The organism is Flagellimonas baculiformis, assembly GCF_033441575.1.
Classification (GTDB): domain Bacteria; phylum Bacteroidota; class Bacteroidia; order Flavobacteriales; family Flavobacteriaceae; genus Flagellimonas; species Flagellimonas baculiformis.
In genome coordinates this window covers 187,527-204,174 of record NZ_JAUZVW010000001.1, presented here as the reverse complement: position 1 = coordinate 204,174, position 16,648 = coordinate 187,527, and the positions used below count along the sequence as shown (strand labels likewise).

Below are 16,648 nucleotides of genomic sequence, written 5' to 3'. Positions count from 1 at the left end.
CGGCAACAATCCAAACGATTAAATATAGAGGTACATAGAAATGTTCGATTAAATATTTGAAAAGCTCTTTGAGCATATTTTTTAATCAAAATCGTCTGTATGGGGAGGAGGCCCTGAACCACCATGATTCAAGTTTAAGCTCTGGTCATTGTACATGGATGATAGGGCTGGAACCAAACTGGCCTGCGCCCTTTCTCCTTCGCCTGATGTGCTGCCGATACCTGTCTCTCTCTCTCCCACAGCACTTTTGATGAGCTTGGCCTTTCCATCTGCACCTATGTAGAAGCCCCAATTTTGGCCATCCACTTTCATGGTCGGTACCATAAAAATGGAATTCTGTCTTGGGTGCACCACTTTCTCCCCATCGGGAAAACGCTCTTTGTCAGGATAGTTCGCAAAATAAATCCTAAGTGTGGAAATATCCACTTGGGCTTCTTTGGCCTCTTGTTCAATAAAGGCGATATATTGTTTAATGGTCGCAAAATCAAAATCACTGAATCGGGCCGGTACAAACTCTTCATCGGACTTGCGCTCCATTTCATACTTTTGGATCAATTCCCATCGGTGTTTTGTGTAATTGTCGTACAGCGACTTGGACTCTTCCAGAGAGATGATCCCACGTGGAGGGGAAACCTGTTCGTCTCGAGGTTTTTCAGGCTTTTCAGGGTCGGTCCCATCTTTTTTTGGTCCTTGTTGGCAAGAGCTGGCCAAGAGCAAGACAGATGCTACGAAAGCAATAGCGGTTTTTCTGTTGTTTTTCATTGAAAAAAATGTTTAAAGTTCAGTTTAGGGGAAACCGATTTAAAGATAAATCTTTTCTTCAAATGGGTTCAATAAAAAACCCTCCAAGAAATTTTGAAGGGTTTTTATTTTATTGATTTATAGCCATTTATCGATTCCTACTCGTTCATCGTGAGCAAAAACTCCTCGTTGTTCCGGGTCTGCTTGATGCGCTGTTCCATAAACTCCATGGCCTCCACGGGGTTCATGTCCGCAAGATACTTGCGCATGATCCACATACGTTGAATGGTGTTCTCGTCCAATAACAGGTCGTCCCTACGGGTAGAGGAAGAAATAAGGTCGATGGCAGGGAAAATCCTACGGTTGGAAATCCTGCGATCCAATTGAAGTTCCATGTTACCGGTACCCTTGAATTCCTCAAAGATCACCTCGTCCATCTTAGAACCTGTTTCAGTAAGTGCCGTTGCAATGATGGACAGTGATCCCCCGTTTTCAATGTTCCTGGCCGCTCCGAAGAAACGTTTGGGTTTGTGAAGGGCATTGGCGTCCACACCACCGCTCAATACTTTCCCGGAAGCGGGCTGCACGGTGTTGTAGGCACGTGCCAAACGGGTGATGGAATCCAGAAGGATCACCACATCGTGGCCGCATTCCACCAATCTTTTGGCCTTGTCCAAAACAATGTTGGCCACTTTTACGTGTTCGGAAGCTTCCTTGTCGAAAGTGGAGGCAACCACTTCACCGCGAACGTTACGCTGCATATCGGTAACCTCTTCCGGCCTTTCATCGATCAAAAGGATGATCTGGTAAACTTCCGGGTGGTTGGCCGCAATGGCATTGGCGATGTCCTTCAGCAACATGGTCTTACCCGTTTTGGGTTGGGACACGATCATGCCTCTTTGTCCTTTCCCGATGGGGGAGAACAAGTCCATGATCCTAGTGGAAATGGTACTCTGTTTTTCTGCCAATTTAAATTTTTCCTTAGGGAACAATGGGGTCAAGTGTTCAAAGGAAACCCTGTCCCTCACCACTTGGGGATCAAGCCCGTTGATTTTGTTCACCTTGATCAAAGGGAAATATTTTTCGCCTTCTTTTGGAGGTCTGATGTTCCCCAAAACAGTATCCCCAGATTTCAGACCGAACAATCGGATCTGGGATTGGGATACATAAATATCGTCAGGGGAAGATAGATAGTTGTAGTCGGAAGACCTCAAGAATCCATATCCATCCTGCATAATGTCCAGAACACCTTCACTTTCAATGATGCTGTCGAATTCAAATTCAGGCTCTTTGTACCTGTTCTTGAGATCCTTGTCAAAATTGTTGTTCTTTTTGTCGTGCTTTTCGTGGTGGGTGTTCTTCTGGTGTTGTTGCGGGTGCTGGTTCGTCCTTTTTGTATTGCCCTGGCCTTTTGGGGCATTGTTCTGTTTGTTCTCCTTTTTTTGGGGTTGTGCCTTGGCATCGTCCTTTCTGTCCTTTGCTTCGGTTTCAGGAGCTTTGTCGGTGCTTTCTGCCTTAGGTTCTTTTGGCTCGGTCATTTTGGGTCTGGGGGTCCTTTCACGTTTGGGTTTAGGGGCAGGCCTTTCTTGGGGGGCGGCAGTGTTCTCTGCCACTGCTTTGGGGTTGGATGCCTGGACATCAAGTATCTGATATACAAGATCCAGCTTTTTTAGGGTTTTGAATTTAGGAACATTAAGATCCTTTGCAATTTCTTGCAGTTCAGGAAGCTTTTTAGCTTTTAGATCTGAAATCTCGAACATTAAGTAAAGAATAAGTTAAACGTGTCTAATCTGAATAAAATTGAAGTAAAAGTTATTTGGGTGCTACTGGAGGAAAGATTTCCTAGGTAAGTACTTCGCTAATAACGACACAATAATACAAATTATTTTTCAAGAATAAATGCCCATTTGTCAAAAAGACAGTTATTTTTGCGTTTCGAAATCGATTTGTGCAATGATTCAACGGATTCAGACGTTTTATTTGGTGATAGTGGCCCTCATAGCAGGTGTGCTTCCCTTTTTTCTGAACCTTTGGGTCGAAGTGGATGGCAAAGAGGTGTATGCCCAGAATGAAGTTATGCTGAGTGTGGCTTTCTATGCTTCGGCGGTTTTGGCCGTGATTGCCATTTTGCTGTACAAGAAAAGACAAAATCAATTTGTGGTGAACAGATTGAACATCATATTGAACCTTTTTTTACTAGGATTTTTCGTTTATCGATCGCTAAGCTTATCCGGAGAAGCTGTGGCTTCTGAGAAGGGTATTGGGATGCTGATTCCTGTATTTTCTATCGTTTTTCTGGTCCTGGCCAACAGGGCTATCAAAAAGGATGAAGATCTTGTAAAATCTGTTGATCGCTTACGTTGAACCTAACATCTTAGTAGTATTAGTGCGAGAAAACCCTGGCTTCGGCCGGGGTTTTTATGTTTTTGGCTAACGTTTTCCCAGCTCTATCACTTCCAAGTCCGAAATCTTGTCCCCATCGATCACAAAACGTAGCATGGTCCGTACCTGATGGAACCCATTTTTGCCACAGGCGCCAGGGTTCATGTGGAGCAGCCCCAGTTTTTTGTCGTACATCACCTTCAGGATATGGGAGTGACCACAAATGAAGAGTTTTGGTGGATGCTGTCTGATCTCATCCCTTACCCGAACATTGTAGCTGCCGGGATAACCCCCAATATGCGTGATCCAAACATCGACCCCTTCGCACATGAACCTATTGTTCTCCGGATATTCCTTTTGGATGATATGGTCATCGATGTTCCCGTGTACGGCCCGTAATGGCTTTACGGCCATCAGGGCATCCATCACCGCAAGGTTGCCAATGTCCCCGGCATGCCAGATCTCATCGGCCTGGACGGCATATTTTAAGATGGACTTGTCCATGTGGCCATGGGTATCGGAAAGCAGTAAAATCTTGGTCATAACGCTAAAAATATGCTAAAAAAAGAAGGCGGGATTTGTGTTGGAAAGGTTTGGACTATCTTTAACAACTTAAAAGTAAGGGATTCCATTGAGATATTTTATCCAATTTTCCTATTTCGGGAAAGCATACCACGGATGGCAGAACCAACCCAATGCCATAACCGTGCAAGAGGTATTGGAAAAAGCCCTGTCCACCCTTCTGCGCCAAAAAGTGGAGGTCGTAGGGGCGGGAAGGACCGATACCGGGGTGCACGCCAAGGAAATGTTCGCCCATTTCGATTTTGATCCTATTGAAGATACGTCACAATTGGTGTACCGTTTGAATGCCTTCCTTCCAGAGGACATCGCGGTCCAGGATATCCACCGGATGGTTCCCGGGGCCCATGCCCGGTTCGATGCCGTGGAGCGTTCTTATGAGTATTGGTTGGTACGGGAAAAGAACCCTTTCTATGTTGACCATGCCCACGCGGTAACATATCCTTTGGATATGGACGTCATGAACCAAGCTGCCCTAAAGTTGCTGGAACATACGGATTTTGAATGTTTTTCCAAGTCCAATACCGATGTGAAAACGTTCCAATGTGACGTTCGCCATGCGGTTTGGGAGGTGAAGGAAGATAAGTGGGTCTTTACCATCACGGCCGATCGATTTTTGAGGAACATGGTCCGGGCCATTGTGGGTACTCTATTGGACGTGGGCATGGGAAAAACGGCCCTTGGGGACGTCGATGCCATATTGGCAAGCAAGGATAGGGGGGAGGCAGGTGTCTCCGTCCCCGCAAAAGGTTTATATTTGACCAAGGTTTTATATCCAAAAGAACTATTTGATGAGCAAAAGTGAAGAAGCAGGCAAAGCGTTTGATTTCAGGTTGTTCAAACGGATTTTTGCATATACCAGGCCCTATAGCGGTATTTTTTGGCTAGTCGCCATAGTCGCCATTCTGTCGGCCGGTTTCGCGGCAGGGATCCCAATTTTGGTGAAGGACATCATCAACCAATCGCTGGAGAGCAAGGATGGGCAGCAATTGCTCACCGCCATCCTTTTTTGGGTGGCCGTTCTGTTGGGGCAGGTGATCACCCAGTTGTTGTTCAACTACTACGCGAACCTTTTGGGGGAGGCGGTCATCAAGGATATTCGCATCAAACTCTTTGAGAAGATGACCAATTTCAAGATGACCTATTTTGACAATTCGTCCATCGGGGTTTTGGTCACCAGGGCCGTTGCGGATATGCAACGTATTGGGGAAATATTCAGCCAGGGCTTTTTTATGATCGTGGCCGATGCCCTAAAAATGTTGTCCGCGGCCATCATTATGGTGGTTATCAATTGGAAATTGGCATTGATCGTATTTGCCATTATGCCGGTCATCCTTATCGCTACGCGACTGTTCCAGCAGGCCATGAAGGTCGCCTTTATCGAAGTGCGCGCCCAAGTGGCCAATCTCAATTCGTTTGTACAAGAGCGAATTGCAGGAATGAAGATCGTCCAGTTGTTCAACCGTGAGGAAATCGAGAAGGAAAAATTCAGGGTCATCAACGAAAAACATCAGGACGCTTGGTTGAAGACCGTGTGGTACAACTCCATATTTTTTCCCATCGCGGAAATCGCGAACTCCATTGGTATCGGTCTGGTGGTCTATTTTGGACTGATCCAGAACATCCAGAATGTTGGGTTGGACAACAAAGGTGCCATTATCGCCTTCTTTTTCTTGATGGATCTTTTGTTCCGTCCATTGCGCCAGATTGCGGATAAGTTCAACACCTTGCAAATGGGCATGGTGGCCGCCAACAGGGTATTCAAGATTTTGGACACCAACAGCCACATTGCCGATGAGGGAACACTGGAAAAGGAGCAGGTCAGGGGAGATATCGAGTTCAAGGATGTCCGGTTCAGCTATGTCAAGGACGAAGAGGTGCTCCACGGCATCTCGTTCCAGGTGAAAGCTGGCGAAACGGTTGCCATTGTGGGAGCCACGGGAGCCGGAAAATCTACCATCATCAATCTGCTCAATCGTTTTTATGAAATTGATTCGGGACAAATATTGGTGGATGGGATCAATGTTAGGGAATATACACTGCGGTCCTTGCGGTCGCACATCGCCATTGTGTTGCAGGATGTGTTCCTTTTCGCGGATACCATTGCGAATAACATTTCGCTTCGCGATGGGAACGTTACCACTGCCGATATTGAGGCCGCTGCCAAGCAAATTGGGGTGCATGAGTTTATATCGAGCCTTCCCGGCGGATATCAGTACAATGTGAAGGAGCGCGGCACCATGCTTTCCAGTGGACAGCGACAGTTGATTGCCTTTTTGCGGGCCTACGTGAGCAACCCCAGTATCTTGATCTTGGATGAGGCCACATCTTCTGTGGACACCTATTCCGAGCAGTTGATCCAACAGGCCACGGACAAGATCACGGAGGGTCGGACTTCCATCATCATTGCGCACCGTTTGGCCACCATCAAAAAGGCGGACAAGATTATTGTGATGGATGGCGGCGAGATCGTGGAGGTAGGAACGCACCAAGAACTCCTAAAAAATGGAGGGTATTATAACGACCTGTACATGGCACAGTTCATGGCCGAGGAGGTGGCTTAGCTTTTTATGGGCCGAAAATCTTCCAAAGTCAACTCCCCAGTGAGCAACATGATTATGGGAAACAAGGCGGACAGCATAAAATAAAGTATCCCTGTCAAGAAAAAGAACAATATGATTCGGGCCACCAATGCTATGCCTTTTGACATGGAAATCCGCTTCACTACATATCCGGCATAGACCAACATGGACAATGAGCCGATCAAGGAATAGGAAAGATAAAATTGTGGCCCAAAAGCTAGGACCAAAAGGGAAGGAATAAAGCTGAACAGGCTGAAATGGGCCAACGTGTACATGAAAATAGTGGTCCTTTCGGCGAAATTGTATTTTTTCTGATCAAAGCACAACCAACCGGCAACGGCCATCAGTGGAATGAAGAGGATGAAGATCAACGCTTGGAAATCCATAATAAAACCCATCATTTTTTCTTGATAGACGGTCTGTGCCCCTGTGTCGAGAAAGTCAAAATCCATATTTCCCCAAGATCGGGTCATCATATAAACAATGAACCCGGAAAGGGTAATGGCAATCCCCAAATAACTGATCGGGTTCAGGTATTTCCTCCGTTGGCCCTGTAGGTAACCTTCGATGACGTTTTCAGGTTTGGTGAAAAGATGCACAAAAGTTTTGATGAAGGTATTGTCCAAATTGAAATACCTGTCCATGATATCCACCCAAAGGTTTTTGATGGTGATCCTGTTGCGGATCACTTTTCCACCACAATTCGGACAGTAGAGGTAGTCGGTCCTCAGCGTGTCATCACAATTTTTACATTTCATGCTTAGTCCAGGTCCTTTTTGATGAGCTTGATGAGTTCTTCCGCCCCTTTGAAGGGAACAAACTCTCCATTTTTGATATAGGAGATAGATCCCGTTTCTTCACTGACCACCAGACAGACAGCATCCGTCTTCTCCGTGATCCCCACAGCGGCCCTGTGCCTCAGTCCAAAACGGAGCGGAATGTTCCGATCGTTGGAAACGGGAAGGATGACCCTTGTGGCCGTTATGAAATTGTCCTGGATCACAATGGCCCCATCGTGCAACGGGCTGTTCTTGAAAAAAATACTCTCCAAAATGGGCTGGGTGACCTTTATGCTCATGGCATCACCGGAAGATTTGATGAAATCCAGGGAATTGTTCCGCTCGATAACGATCAAGGCACCTGTCTTTGTACTTGCCATGCGTTCACAAGCACCTATGATGGCATCCACATCGGTACTGGAGGAAATGGCGTCCTGTTTCAAGAACTTAAAGTGTTTGAGGAAATTGCGCTTGGTCGCAAAGTTGGTGGAGCCGACCATTAGCAAAAATTTGCGGATCTCTTGCTGGAACACGATGATGAGCGCGATCAGACCTATGTTCATGAAACCGCCCACCATGCTGCTGATCATTTTCATCTGGAGCAACTCGGTCAGTTTCCACAAGGCCCAAACAATCACAATGCCGATAAAAATATTGATGGCCACGGTGCCCTTGACCAGCTTGTAGATGTAGTAGAGCAATGCGGCCACGAGGACAATGTCGATAATATCCGTGATTTTGAAATCGAGAAAATTTAGAAAATCCAACCGCAGTGTTTTTGTAAAATTAGCAAAAATAGAAGAACCATAAATCAGAGCGCATTCGCTTTTAAGGCTTCCACAAGTTTAATACATTCCACGGTTTCTTTTACATCGTGTGCCCTGATAATGTTGGCCCCTTTCAGCAGGGCAATGGTATGGAGGGCCGTGGTGCCGTTCAGCGCCTCTTGGGGCGTGCTTTCCAAAATCTTATAGATCATGGATTTTCGGCTCAGACCGATCAAAATGGGCAGACCAAAGGTCTGGAACTGGTCCAGATGGTTCAGGAGGGTGTAGTTCTGCCCTGTGGTCTTGGCAAAACCAAAACCGGGATCTATGATGATGTCGTTGATTTTTAGCGATGTGGCCTGTTGCACTTTCTCGGAGAAATAGAATCGTAGGTCTTTGATGAGGTCATCATAGATGGCCTCCTTTTGCATGGACTGGGGCGTACCCTTCATATGCATCATGATATAGGGCACCTGATGTTTGGCCACCGTTGAAAACATTTCTGGATCCAAGTTTCCCGCAGCAATGTCGTTGATCATGGCAGCACCGTGATCGATACTTTCCGAGGCAACTTTACTTCTGAACGTGTCAATGGAAATCAATGTTTTGGGGAAATGTTCCAAGATCAGGTCAACAATCGGGATAATCCGTTTCAGTTCCTCATCCTCCGGGACATGGTCGGCACCCGGTCTGGAACTGTAGGCCCCGATATCGATGAAACTGGCACCTTCGTGAAGCATTTCCTCCACCCGTTTGAGGATGGAGGGACCATCTTTGTATCTCCCACCATCAAAAAAGGAATCCGGGGTAAGGTTAAGGATGCCCATTGCCTTGGGCACGGTAAGGTCCATCAATTCACCTTTGCAGTTTATGGTCATAAAAAATACCTGCTTTGTTGGGTTTCATTATCTTTGGCAAGGAGGTTGTCCAAAAAATATTGAAAGTCGTCATTCTGAATTTATTTCTGAATCCCATCCTATTGATAAACAATATATTGTGGGAACCTGAATCAAGTTCAGGTTGACGAAAACCGGCTTTTTGGGCATCCGCATTACAATTGGACGAAATTTACGCAAATTAGCAACAATACATGCAGCAGACTTCCCAACAATACGATGCAGTGATACATACCTGTAGAGAATTGTTCCTGAAAAAGGCCCAAGATTATGGCACCGCTTGGCGGATTTTGCGGCTCCCTTCCCTTACCGATCAGATCTTTATAAAGGCACAGCGCATCCGAAGCCTTCAGCAGAACGCGGTGCGGAAGGTAGATGAGGACGAAAGGTCTGAATTTATCGGGATCATCAATTATTCCCTTATGGCACTTATCCAGATCAAAAAGGGAGTGGTGGAGCAACCCGATCTTTCAGCTAAGGAGGCCATTGAACTGTATGATAAGGAGGTGGCCATCACCAAAAAACTGATGGAGGACAAAAACCATGACTATGGAGAGGCGTGGCGGGACATGCGCGTGAGTTCATTGACAGATCTGATTTTACAGAAAGTGCTACGGGTGAAGCAAATTGAGGACAATAAGGGCAACACTTTGGTGAGCGAGGGCGTGGATGCGAACTATCAGGATATGGTCAACTACGCTGTTTTTGCATTGATCCATCTTGGAGAAAATTCCAAATCACAAATTCCAAATTCCAGATAAGAAGGATTTTATGCTCTCCGACAAGAATTACGATTTGGAAGAAAGGACATTTAGATTTGCGAAGGATTGCAGAAAGTACGTGAAATCGTTAAATGCTTCCATAGGTAATCTGGAAGATGGAAAGCAACTGATACGCTCATCGGGTTCTGTAGGAGCCAATTATATTGAGGCAAACGAGAAGTTGGGAGAAAAAGATTTTCAATTTAGACTGAGAATTGCCAGAAAAGAAGCAAAAGAATCTGGATATTGGCTGCGATTGTTAAAGGAGATGAATCCCAAAAATGAACAGGTAGAGGGTTTAATAAAAGAATCTTTCGAATTGAGAAAGATTTTATCATCAATCCTCAATAAAGTCAAGTGTTAAGAGCTTGGTAATTTGGGATTTGGATTTTGGGATTTGGAATTTTTAATTTAAAGTATGAAGTATTTAGTTTGGATTTCAAGAATCATCGTTGGGGTGCTTTTTATTATCAGTGGTCTGATCAAGCTGAACGATCCTATGGGATTTTCGTTCAAATTGGAGGAATATTTTAGCACTGGCGTATTGAATTTACCTTTCCTGATGCCAATGGCATTGGGCATTTCCATTTTTGTGGTCATCGTGGAAGTGATTTTGGGCGTGTTGTTGCTGATCGGTTTTAACCCCAAGTTTACGGTTTGGAGCCTTTTGTTGATGATCGTGTTCTTCACGTTCCTCACCTTTTACTCTGCCTATTTCAACAAGGTGACCGATTGCGGATGTTTTGGAGATGCCGTAAAGTTGACCCCTTGGGAATCCTTCACCAAAGATGTGATCTTGCTCGTGTTGATCTTGGTGTTGTTCTTCGGAAGAAAATATATCACACCACTGTTCAACACAAAGACCAATTGGATTGTGGGCGGAGTGGCCTTGGTGGCCTGTATCCTCTTTGCCAACCATGTGCTCAATCACTTGCCTTCCGTGGATTTTCGGCCCTACAAGATAGGGGCGAACATTGAAGAAGGGATGACGGTTCCCGAAGGAGCCCCGGAGCCCATTTATGAATATGCATGGCGTTTCAAGGTGGGAGGCGAGGATAAAATCGTGGTGACCAATGGGGATTACCCGTCAGTGGATGGGGAATTTGTCGATGTGGAAACGACCATGATCCAAAAAGGCTATGAACCGCCCGTGCACGACTTCACCATAGAAAAGGATGGGGAGGATTTTGCGGCCGAACTTTTGAATGAGGAAAAACTGGTGATGGTGATTGCGTACGACTTGGCCAAAAGCAACTATGATGCCTTTGCGGAAGTGGCAAAAGTGACAAAAAAGGCCAAGGAAAACGGATACAGGGTAATTGGGATGTCGGCCTCCAGTGCAGATTTGGCGAACAGGATAAAGAGCCAATACGGTCTGGAATTCGATTTTTACTTTACCGATGAAACGACCTTGAAGACCATTGTGCGTTCCAACCCGGCCCTATTGGTGCTCAAGAGAGGAACTATCCAACAAAAGGTGCATTATAACGATATTGATGAGCTTGAGTTTTAGGGTTTATTGAAATCGAGGGGCAATTCGTATCAGGGAAATACCGAACATCAAGCACCAAAAACCAAAAACTTGAAACCATAAACATTGAACATAATAACAGAGTAACATAATAATACAACACATGAGAACAAAAATTGTGGCAGGCAACTGGAAAATGAACAATAACCTCAAAGAGACCGAAGCTTTGCTTACCGAGCTTTCGGCCAAATTGCCGGATACCAAAGCCGAAGTGATTGTGGCCCCAACATTTGTGAACTTAGCGGCGGCAAATGCTGCACTTCAATCATCTACCATAAAAGTGGCTGCGCAGAACATGCATTTTGCGGAGAGCGGTGCGTACACTGGCGAAATTTCTGCGGATATGCTCCTTGGCATCGATGTGGATATCGTTATTCTGGGTCATTCGGAAAGACGTGCCTATTTTGGTGAAGACGATGCGCTTTTGGCCAAAAAAGTGAAGACCGCCGTGGACAAAGGATTGAAGGTCATTTTCTGCTTCGGAGAAGAATTGGAGGACAGAAAAGCGGACAAGCATTTTTCCGTAGTGGAAAGCCAATTGAAAAATGCCCTGTTCAATTTGGATGCCAGCGCATGGAAGAATATCATCTTGGCCTATGAACCAGTTTGGGCCATAGGGACAGGGGAAACGGCCAGCCCGGAACAGGCTCAGGAAATGCATGCCTTTATCAGAAAGACCATTTCGGATGCCTTTGGTTCGGCCGTGGCCGATGAGGTCTCCATCCTTTATGGGGGCAGTGTGAAACCGGGGAACGCCGCTGAGATTTTCTCCAAGCCCGATGTGGACGGTGGACTGATTGGAGGAGCATCTTTGGTGGCATCGGACTTTGTGGCTATCATCGAGGCCATCTAATTCTTCTGCATGGCATTGATCTATATTGAATACGATTTTAAGGTAAACCCAGCTCAACCGGCAACCGATATCCTGATTGCCGAGTTGGGTGAAGTGGGTTTTGAGAGTTTTGTGGAAAACGAGACTGGATTGTTGGCCTATATCCTCAAATCGGAATGGAAAGAAGGTCTTTTGGACGACTTTTTCATATTGCAGCACCCCGATTTCGATATTTCATGGACCAGCACGGAAATTGAACAGAAAAACTGGAACGCCGAGTGGGAAAAGAATTTCCATCCCATCAAGGTGGGGGACAGGTGCATGGTCCGTGCCCCTTTTCATCAGGCCGAGGCAGTGGAGTACGATATTGTAATCGAACCCAAAATGAGCTTTGGCACCGGGCACCATCAGACCACCTATATGATGTTGCAGCATATCCTGGATGCCGATTTTGAAGGAAAATCCGTTCTGGACATGGGCTGTGGCACCGGTGTGTTGGCCATTCTCGCCAAAAAGCGCGGCGCAGGCCCCGTGGATGCCATTGATATTGATGAGTGGTGCTTTTTGAACAGCAAGGAGAACGTGGAAAGGAACAATTGTGCGGATATCCAGGTTTTTCAAGGCGATAGTGCCCTGCTGGACGGAAGGAAATACGATATTATCCTGGCCAATATCAACAGGAACATTCTATTGGAAGACATCCCCATTTATGCGCAATGCCTTCAAAAAGGAGGCACCCTTTTTCTGAGTGGCTTCTATTTGGAGGATTTGGATGCCATTTCATCAAAATGTAAGGCACATGGTTTGGAATTTGAAAAAAAACTGGAGAAGGACAACTGGATTGCAGTAAAATATGTAAATTAGAAAGGCATAAACTCCACAGAACATGGGCACAAGGGAAAAACAGCTTGAGGATGTCCTTCTAGAGGAAGAGACGGTAAACCAGAACGAGATTGTACTTTTCAATGATAATGTCAATACGTTTGACCACGTCATAGAGACCTTGATCAACGTATGCGAGCATACCCCCGAACAAGCCGAGCAATGCTCCCTGATTGTGCACTACAACGGAAAATGCACGGTAAAGACCGGAGAGTATTCCTATCTGAAGCCCAAATGCACCCAACTTCTGGAGGCAGGGCTGAGCGCAGAGATCGTATAGCCCTTCACATCCCCCCAAATCCCTTTTTTGAACTTGCCTTTATGTGTCATGTGATGATTGCGGGCAATCTTTTTGATGGCTGAATATAAAATGTCAAAAAATAGGGATTCCTCACAAAAATCAAAGATGGGAAACGCTTGTATATTGTACATTTACCAACAACCAAGAAAAACAAAAACCACTAACCTCCCTTCGTGAAACATGAGCGAATTTTTTAAGGCAGAACTGAAAGACCGTTTTTTGGAGTATGCCTTGGATCGTAGCGATTATTTCGAGATACAGACCCTTTACGATGAATTTCTCCGGCCCAACTACAGCTTGCAGTATGTGGAAAGATTGGTGGGGGAGATACTGGAATATGACCCTAACCTTTTGGATGTGATGAGCGGCAACGGCATGGACATTTTTATGCTGGCCTCCACTTCAACCACCGGGGATTTTTTGGAAGATGGCGGGTTCATGGACATGTATGTAAAGGAAGAGGAAAAGTGGGATGTGTTCTTGGAACAATTGTCCAGCACGCGAAAACCGTCGAACGCGCAGAACAAACTGTTCAAGGCACCTAGCTTGAAAAAGGAAAAAACCATGCTCTTGGTCCTTATCTCGGCCATAGCTGTGAGCTTCCTCTTCACGGTGATCAGCATTTTCAACGAAACCTTCCTGAAACCTGAATATGTGCCCGCGGACGAGTTCGAACGAAAAATGGAACTGCTACAGGAACAGTATCTGCAGGAAAACAGCCGTCTTCAATCACAGTTGGAACAAGCACAACGGGTATTGGATTCTATGGGCAAATAAATAAAACCTATCGGCCCACAAAACGGGAGATGACCCATTCCATTTTAGTGATACTTTCCTTGATCTGTTTAGGGTTGACGCAACAAAAGCCCATCACCAATCCGTTTTCCCCTTTGCAGTGCACATAATATTTGCTGAGGGCATGCACCAGGATGTTGTGTTCCAAAAGAACCTTTTCCAACTGCACATCGCTCAGACCTTCTTTGGTGATATGGGCTATGAGGTGTAGCCCCGGATTTGAGGTGTCCAAATAAAAATAACGACCCAAGACCTTTCTGAAATGATGTACAAACACCTCTTTTCTTTCATTGGAGACGTCTATCACGTTCCTTAAATGTTTGTTCAGATGGTCTTTTTCAATAAAGGTGCTCATCGCCTTTTGGTTCTGTATGGACACAAATCGGCTCGATTGCTGGTAGAGCGCAACCACCGCATCAAACAGGTATTGGGGAACAATCATGTACCCAAGTCGCATGGAAGGGTGTATCAGTTTATTGAACGTACCTAGGTAGATGACCCGTTCCTGCTGGTCCATCCCGAACAGGGAACCGATCGGTCTTTCCCAATTGCTGAACTCGTGGTTATAGTCATCCTCCACAATGAAGGTCTCTTTTTCCGAAGCCCATTTCAGAAGTTCCTTCCGCCGTTCCATGCTCATCTTTATGCCAGTGGGATACTGGCTGGAGGGGGTGGTATAGACAAATTTTGGGGATTGGCAGCAGGTATGCTGGATACGTAGGCCTTGGTCGTCCACATCGGTGGCACATATGTTGGCCCCCAGACTTTTAAAAAGGGCATGCGCCATGGGATAGGTTGGGTTTTCCACCACTACCTCGTCATGGGCTTCCAGCAATACGTTGGAAACAAGGTAGAGGGAGTGCAGCGACCCTGTGGTGACAATGATCTGATTGGGATTACAGTCGATGTCCCGATACACCCTCAGATATTTGGCCAGGTTTTCCCGTAGGCAGTGCAGGCCGATCGTATTGGAGTAGGAAAGCTCCGAAGGCGTTACACGCCTCCAATAATCACTGATCAGTTTTTTCCACAACTGTACCGGAAATATGTCCAAAGGTGGGAGTCCAGGCCTGAAGGCGACCCCTTTTTCAGCACTTTCCCCCGACCAATCCGTATGTTGCGCGAATGCTTTTCCCTTATGGGAAAGGGAGGGGTAGTTCCCTTTTTTGTCCGCCAGTGTAAAATTGAGCCTCAACTTCTTGTCCTTTGGAGATAGAATGTAGTAACCAGAACCTTTGACAGACTCGATGTAGCGTTCCACCAGCAATAAATCCATGGCCTTCAGGACCGTACTGCGGGAAATGGCAAGGTCCTTTGCCAAAATCCGGGAGGGAGGTAGCTTGGAACCTGGTTCCAAAGACCTCGTAAGGATGGCTTTCTTGAGCGCGTCGTATAGACTGATATAAATTTGAGGTTGGAGGTTGACATTCAAGCTTAAGCCATTTCGTATTAAAATGCCTTTAATATTGAAATGCATAATTGGTATGCCCTATCCGATAAGAATTGGTAGGTGGAAGGTAGAAGTTTATCCTTTAATTTTCTGGTTTTTAACAGAAAGTTCACAATGAAAGTCCCAAATCCTATCATTAGAACTTTGCCGATTTTCTTTTGTAGTGCAGGATTGCTGATCAGTTGTTCAGGTGTTCGTACAGTTGATTTTGAAACCCCGGTCGATACCTTCGACAAGCAGATCACATTTCAGGAAAGGCAAGTTTATTTACAGGAAGACCTTGGTCTTGTTGTGGACAATACGTTTGATGGTGCTCGGCTGAACGGGATTGAAAGATTGAACGACAGTACTATCAAGGCCATCATCCGACCGGAAAACGAACCCATCAACAGCAGTCCGTACTATGCTTTTAAAATAGCATCCCATCATCCCCAAAAAATATATGTGTCCCTGGAGTATCCGAAGGGCCATGTACACCGCTATGTTCCAAAGGTGAAGAAACCGACCGAAGATTGGAAAATTTTGGATTCCACAAAGATTTTTAGGATAGATTCCTTGGTCACACTCGAACTTTTCTTGGAGGAACAACCAATCATTATTGCGGCCCAGGAACTGCAAACCTGGGAACAGGTAAAGGATTGGTACCATGGCCTGTCTTCGGGAAAGGAATATGTGAGATCATACATTTATGGAACTTCCAAAATGGGTAGGGAACTTCCTGTTTTGGACATATATCATGGCGGGAAGACGAACAAACCCATCATAGTACTCCTAACGCGTCAACACCCCCCGGAAGTCACTGGATTCTTTGCATTCAAGGCCTTTTTGGAAACCATTTTGGATGATTCAGCATTGTCCAAAGCATTCTTGGAGACCCATCGAGTACTGGCTTTTCCCATGTTGAACCCAGATGGGGTGGACCTTGGCCATTGGCGACACAATGCAGGTGGGGTGGATACCAACAGGGATTGGTCCAAGTACCGTCAGCCAGAGATCCGTCAAACTGTGGAATTTATTGAGGAGCAATTAAAAAATGATGGGGCAAGAATGCTTTTGGGACTTGATTTCCATTCCACCCATAAAGATGTTTTTTACACCAACACCTCCCAAGAAGGTAGCACACTTCCCCATTTTGAAAAGGAATGGTTCTCCGCTTTGGAGGAAAACATACCAGGCTACAAGGTCAACGAATCTTCGGGAAACAGTACCAAACCAGTTTCAAAAGGCTGGTTTTTAAAACGGCATGGGGCCGTTGGAATCACCTACGAAATAGGGGACAACACCCCAAGGGACAGGATAAGGACCATAGGCAGGGTATCTGCCCAGGAAATGATGAAAATCTTACGCTCTAATACTAACTTAAACTAGCT

General features: G+C 45.7%; 18 protein-coding genes. 11 read left to right on the top strand and 7 right to left on the bottom strand.

Features of this window, described 5'->3' with window-relative positions:
• Window positions 1–81: 81 nt before the first annotated feature.
• Together SD450_RS00965 and rho are read right to left on the bottom strand one after the other, a co-directional pair.
• Entirely contained in the window at window positions 82–762 is a 681-nt protein-coding gene (locus tag SD450_RS00965; protein WP_318342788.1) for a hypothetical protein, read from the bottom strand.
• A gap of 137 nt (window positions 763–899) precedes the next feature.
• Window positions 900–2,501: a transcription termination factor Rho gene (rho, locus tag SD450_RS00960; RefSeq protein WP_318342787.1), complete on the bottom strand. Its 1,602-nt coding sequence runs from the start codon at window positions 2,499–2,501 to the stop codon at window positions 900–902.
• Window positions 2,502–2,694: 193 nt separating this feature from the next.
• Between rho and SD450_RS00955 the strand changes: the two genes are divergently transcribed.
• On the top strand, window positions 2,695–3,105 hold the full coding sequence (locus SD450_RS00955) for a DUF4293 domain-containing protein (protein ID WP_318342786.1): 411 nt from the start codon (window positions 2,695–2,697) through the stop codon (window positions 3,103–3,105).
• 66 nt (window positions 3,106–3,171) lie between these two features.
• Here the strand turns inward: SD450_RS00955 and SD450_RS00950 are convergent, their stop codons facing one another.
• Window positions 3,172–3,666, bottom strand: a complete 495-nt coding sequence (locus tag SD450_RS00950) for a metallophosphoesterase family protein (RefSeq protein WP_318342785.1) — start codon at window positions 3,664–3,666, stop codon at window positions 3,172–3,174.
• An 88-nt stretch (window positions 3,667–3,754) separates the two neighbouring features.
• Between SD450_RS00950 and truA the strand changes: the two genes are divergently transcribed.
• Both truA and SD450_RS00940 read left to right on the top strand, forming a co-directional pair.
• The gene (gene truA / locus SD450_RS00945; RefSeq protein ID WP_318342784.1) at window positions 3,755–4,507 is read left to right on the top strand and encodes a tRNA pseudouridine(38-40) synthase TruA; all 753 of its coding nucleotides are present in this window, start codon (window positions 3,755–3,757) and stop codon (window positions 4,505–4,507) included.
• Window positions 4,494–6,266 (top strand): ABC transporter ATP-binding protein, encoded by a 1,773-nt coding sequence (locus tag SD450_RS00940; RefSeq protein ID WP_318342783.1) that lies wholly within the window; start codon window positions 4,494–4,496, stop codon window positions 6,264–6,266. Before truA ends, SD450_RS00940 begins: the two co-directional genes overlap by 14 nt.
• Here the strand turns inward: SD450_RS00940 and SD450_RS00935 are convergent.
• From SD450_RS00935 to folP, 3 genes are read right to left on the bottom strand one after another with little or no spacing between them, the layout of a single operon-like run.
• Window positions 6,263–7,042, bottom strand: a complete 780-nt coding sequence (locus tag SD450_RS00935) for a DUF3667 domain-containing protein (protein WP_318342782.1) — start codon at window positions 7,040–7,042, stop codon at window positions 6,263–6,265. The genes SD450_RS00940 and SD450_RS00935 overlap by 4 nt on opposite strands.
• 2 nt (window positions 7,043–7,044) lie before the next feature.
• Complete coding sequence (gene cdaA, locus SD450_RS00930; RefSeq protein ID WP_318342781.1) at window positions 7,045–7,830, bottom strand: diadenylate cyclase CdaA; 786 nt, start codon at window positions 7,828–7,830, stop codon at window positions 7,045–7,047.
• 44 nt (window positions 7,831–7,874) lie between these two features.
• Window positions 7,875–8,708, bottom strand: a complete 834-nt coding sequence (gene folP, locus SD450_RS00925; protein ID WP_318342780.1) for a dihydropteroate synthase — start codon at window positions 8,706–8,708, stop codon at window positions 7,875–7,877.
• 212 nt (window positions 8,709–8,920) lie between these two features.
• On the opposite strand from folP, the gene SD450_RS00920 reads away from it, so the two are divergent.
• The 7 genes from SD450_RS00920 to SD450_RS00890 all read left to right on the top strand — a co-directional run bounded on the left by SD450_RS00920 (window position 8,921) and on the right by SD450_RS00890 (window position 13,810).
• The gene (locus SD450_RS00920; protein WP_318342779.1) at window positions 8,921–9,487 is read left to right on the top strand and encodes a DUF1599 domain-containing protein; all 567 of its coding nucleotides are present in this window, start codon (window positions 8,921–8,923) and stop codon (window positions 9,485–9,487) included.
• A 10-nt stretch (window positions 9,488–9,497) separates the two neighbouring features.
• Entirely contained in the window at window positions 9,498–9,851 is a 354-nt protein-coding gene (locus SD450_RS00915; protein ID WP_318342778.1) for a four helix bundle protein, read from the top strand.
• Window positions 9,852–9,905: 54 nt separating this feature from the next.
• The gene (locus SD450_RS00910) at window positions 9,906–11,000 is read left to right on the top strand and encodes a BT_3928 family protein (RefSeq protein WP_318342777.1); all 1,095 of its coding nucleotides are present in this window, start codon (window positions 9,906–9,908) and stop codon (window positions 10,998–11,000) included.
• A gap of 121 nt (window positions 11,001–11,121) precedes the next feature.
• Complete coding sequence (gene tpiA, locus SD450_RS00905) at window positions 11,122–11,871, top strand: triose-phosphate isomerase (RefSeq protein WP_318342776.1); 750 nt, start codon at window positions 11,122–11,124, stop codon at window positions 11,869–11,871.
• Window positions 11,872–11,880: 9 nt separating this feature from the next.
• A complete protein-coding gene (gene prmA / locus SD450_RS00900) occupies window positions 11,881–12,714 on the top strand; it encodes a 50S ribosomal protein L11 methyltransferase (protein WP_318342775.1) in 834 nt (277 codons plus the stop codon).
• 22 nt (window positions 12,715–12,736) lie between these two features.
• The gene (locus tag SD450_RS00895; protein WP_072877158.1) at window positions 12,737–13,012 is read left to right on the top strand and encodes an ATP-dependent Clp protease adaptor ClpS; all 276 of its coding nucleotides are present in this window, start codon (window positions 12,737–12,739) and stop codon (window positions 13,010–13,012) included.
• A gap of 201 nt (window positions 13,013–13,213) precedes the next feature.
• Window positions 13,214–13,810, top strand: coding sequence for a hypothetical protein (locus SD450_RS00890; protein WP_318342774.1), 597 nt, complete (start codon window positions 13,214–13,216; stop codon window positions 13,808–13,810).
• 7 nt (window positions 13,811–13,817) lie between these two features.
• On the opposite strand, the gene pdxR is transcribed toward SD450_RS00890, so the two are convergent.
• Window positions 13,818–15,260, bottom strand: coding sequence for a MocR-like pyridoxine biosynthesis transcription factor PdxR (pdxR, locus tag SD450_RS00885; protein ID WP_318342773.1), 1,443 nt, complete (start codon window positions 15,258–15,260; stop codon window positions 13,818–13,820).
• Between the two features lie 162 nt (window positions 15,261–15,422).
• Between pdxR and SD450_RS00880 the strand changes: the two genes are divergently transcribed.
• Window positions 15,423–16,646: a M14 family metallopeptidase gene (locus SD450_RS00880; RefSeq protein WP_318342772.1), complete on the top strand. Its 1,224-nt coding sequence runs from the start codon at window positions 15,423–15,425 to the stop codon at window positions 16,644–16,646.
• Window positions 16,647–16,648 lie beyond the last annotated feature (2 nt).

Bases quoted from the DNA above. Each gene is read 5' to 3' on its own strand.
- SD450_RS00965 (WP_318342788.1), bottom strand. From the start codon at position 762: ATGAAAAACAACAGAAAAACCGCTATTGCTTTCGTAGCATCTGTCTTG.
- SD450_RS00935 (WP_318342782.1), bottom strand. From the start codon at position 7,042: ATGAAATGTAAAAATTGTGATGACACGCTGAGGACCGACTACCTCTAC.
- SD450_RS00920 (WP_318342779.1), top strand. From the start codon at position 8,921: ATGCAGCAGACTTCCCAACAATACGATGCAGTGATACATACCTGTAGA.
- SD450_RS00915 (WP_318342778.1), top strand. From the start codon at position 9,498: ATGCTCTCCGACAAGAATTACGATTTGGAAGAAAGGACATTTAGATTT.
- SD450_RS00950 (WP_318342785.1), bottom strand. From the start codon at position 3,666: ATGACCAAGATTTTACTGCTTTCCGATACCCATGGCCACATGGACAAG.
- tpiA (WP_318342776.1), top strand. From the start codon at position 11,122: ATGAGAACAAAAATTGTGGCAGGCAACTGGAAAATGAACAATAACCTC.
- folP (WP_318342780.1), bottom strand. From the start codon at position 8,708: ATGACCATAAACTGCAAAGGTGAATTGATGGACCTTACCGTGCCCAAG.
- rho (WP_318342787.1), bottom strand. From the start codon at position 2,501: ATGTTCGAGATTTCAGATCTAAAAGCTAAAAAGCTTCCTGAACTGCAA.
- SD450_RS00890 (WP_318342774.1), top strand. From the start codon at position 13,214: ATGAGCGAATTTTTTAAGGCAGAACTGAAAGACCGTTTTTTGGAGTAT.
- SD450_RS00955 (WP_318342786.1), top strand. From the start codon at position 2,695: ATGATTCAACGGATTCAGACGTTTTATTTGGTGATAGTGGCCCTCATA.
- SD450_RS00940 (WP_318342783.1), top strand. From the start codon at position 4,494: ATGAGCAAAAGTGAAGAAGCAGGCAAAGCGTTTGATTTCAGGTTGTTC.
- SD450_RS00910 (WP_318342777.1), top strand. From the start codon at position 9,906: ATGAAGTATTTAGTTTGGATTTCAAGAATCATCGTTGGGGTGCTTTTT.
- prmA (WP_318342775.1), top strand. From the start codon at position 11,881: ATGGCATTGATCTATATTGAATACGATTTTAAGGTAAACCCAGCTCAA.
- SD450_RS00895 (WP_072877158.1), top strand. From the start codon at position 12,737: ATGGGCACAAGGGAAAAACAGCTTGAGGATGTCCTTCTAGAGGAAGAG.